At 61.9% G+C, this 2,124-nt stretch carries 3 protein-coding genes; all 3 read right to left on the bottom strand.

The genetic code is table 11. The annotated features are described in order from the left end of the window. Window positions 1-171: 171 nt before the first annotated feature. Window positions 172-519 carry a hypothetical protein gene (locus tag ACE4YL_RS05975; RefSeq protein ID WP_461369362.1) on the bottom strand — a complete coding sequence of 116 codons (348 nt, stop codon included), beginning with the start codon at window positions 517-519 and terminating at the stop codon, window positions 172-174. Window positions 520-530: 11 nt separating this feature from the next. Further along, window positions 531-1,706, bottom strand: coding sequence for a hypothetical protein (locus ACE4YL_RS05980; protein WP_461369363.1), 1,176 nt, complete (start codon window positions 1,704-1,706; stop codon window positions 531-533). A gap of 5 nt (window positions 1,707-1,711) precedes the next feature. After that, window positions 1,712-2,124 (bottom strand): hypothetical protein (locus tag ACE4YL_RS05985; protein WP_461369364.1); only part of this gene is annotated, 413 nt, incomplete at its 5' end.

Genomic DNA, 2,124 nt, shown 5'->3' on the forward strand with positions numbered 1-2,124 from the left:
CTGCCGTTATCTTCTCGGACACCGGGATGTGCCCGAGGGCCTTCAGCCGCTCGGTAAGAGCAGGGTCGTCCGGGGCCTCAAAGACCCCGTCCACGATCTCCGCGCTCTGCCGCAGGCCAAACGAGATCCTCCCGTTGGAGAGGCCGTTGTGCCGCCACTTCATGATCTCCCTCACGCCTGCGGCCCGGCGATGTACGCGCACATCGTGACGGTGTTGTCCTTGCCGGAGCCGGCGACCTGGTCGACCTCGACGGTCACGACGATCTGTGATTTGGTCTGCGTCGTGACATACCACGCGACGATCTTGGAGGTCGAGGACTCCGCACCGGGATCCAGGAGCGGCGTGCCCATGATCGCCGGGATCTGGTCGTACTTGTTGACCAGGTCGAACGTCAGGTCGACGGTGGTCGCGGCGGCTCCGGTTGTGTTGGAGACCTGCCAGTATTCTGCTGCCAGTGCTGCCCCGGGCACGAGATTGCCGGGGAAAACGGAGAGTTTTTTGGTAGTTGTCTGACCCATGTGCGATCACCTCAGATGTTGTATGCTTTCAGGTACTTCCCCCACTTGCCGCCGGAGCGGTCGACGACACAGTAGTAGTCGCCCATCACCCACTCGTCGGAGAGTCCGCGGCGGCCGAGGGGGAGGATGAACGGCGGCGCGAGCGACGGGATGATGTGCGCCCGCTTGTTAAGGATGATGACGTCCCCCTCGTCCCCGGGGGTGAACCCGCCGCCCCAATTGTCCTGCTTCTTGACATTGTGCGACGGGATGACCGGGACGCCCCAGATTGTGAGCCGCTCGGCGCCGTAATTGACCTCTGACTGTCCGACCTCGGTCCGGCCGTGGACGTTGATCTCGTTGTCGAGCTCATCATGGATGTCGTAGGACGTGCCGATGATCAGATCCTTCGGGTTGACGTTGTACCTCTTGCAGAGGTCTTTTATCTCGGCCTTGATATCCTTCAGGAGCGCGTCGGTGCCGGAAAGCGAGACGCTGGACTTCTCGACCATCATGCCGCCTGCAGTCAGGGCCGTCGCGAACCCCTTCGGGGCCTGGGCGTCGCCGAGCCCGTAATCGGTCTTTGCCTGCGAGGGGTCACCGTAGAGCATCGCCTGCTCCTTGAGCTGCATGTTCTCGGCGAACCGGATGCCGAGCGCGGTGTCCCGGAGGCTGAACTGGTGTTCGGCGGCACGCTGCCCAAAGTCCGTGACGGACACAACATCTGCCTGGATAGTCATCGCCTCTGATACCTCTCCGGCGGTGAACCCGGAGGGAGTCTTAGTGGTGACGTTTGCGCTCTCAGTCTCGCTCAGGAATCCGATCGGGTGGGCGCGGTTGGCAATGTTCATCCCCTTGAAGTAGGGCCCCTGCCACCCGACGATTGCGATCTCGTAGAGGAGCGGGGTGTCGGTGCGGAGGATGTCGAGGATCTCGGGGTCGTAGACGAGCGGGATGCCGGCCGCGACTGTGGACGACGTGACTGCCCCCTTGCTCCGCTCCGGGGTCTCGCTCTTCTCAAAGGCTTCTGTGATCCGCTTTACGACGAATCCCTTTGCCGCCTCGCGGTTTTCTTTGCGGGCGAACTTGCTCTGCACGCTCTCGGTGACTCCGCCCTCGCCAGAGGGGGAGAAACCGTGGTTCTTCCAGAAATGCTGGTACACTTCTCCCGGGTCAGTGAACCCGAGGATCTCTGCGATTGTTGCCATTGCTCTCACGGTATGATAAAGTCGGCCTTTGCGGTCGACTCGGCGTTCTTCTGCGATTCCTTGATCTCACGGGCGACGACGATCCCCCGCGGCCCCTTGCTCCGGGTCGCGGCAGCCTTCGTCACGAGGGTCTTGATCTCGTTGAGGGACTTGAGCGCCTCGGTGATCGGGGCGAGCGCCTTGCCGATCTCGTCGGCGACGATCTGCCGGATCTGCGCCTCGTCGAGGACTTCGTAGGACTTCTCTTCCTCTTCGTCCTCTTCAGTCGGCTCCTCTTCCTGCGCTTTCTCCTCTTCCTCGCAGGATTCGGGCTGCTTTTCCTCTTCCTGCTCCTCTTCCTCTTCCCGCTCCTCTTCCTTCGGCTCTTCGCCTTCTTTGGTCTTGCGTTTCATGTCTTCTGGTTCCAGCCCCGCTTTGA

The organism is Candidatus Darwinibacter acetoxidans, assembly GCF_041936445.1.
Classification (GTDB): Bacteria; Bacillota; Limnochordia; order Darwinibacteriales; family Darwinibacteriaceae; genus DTU010.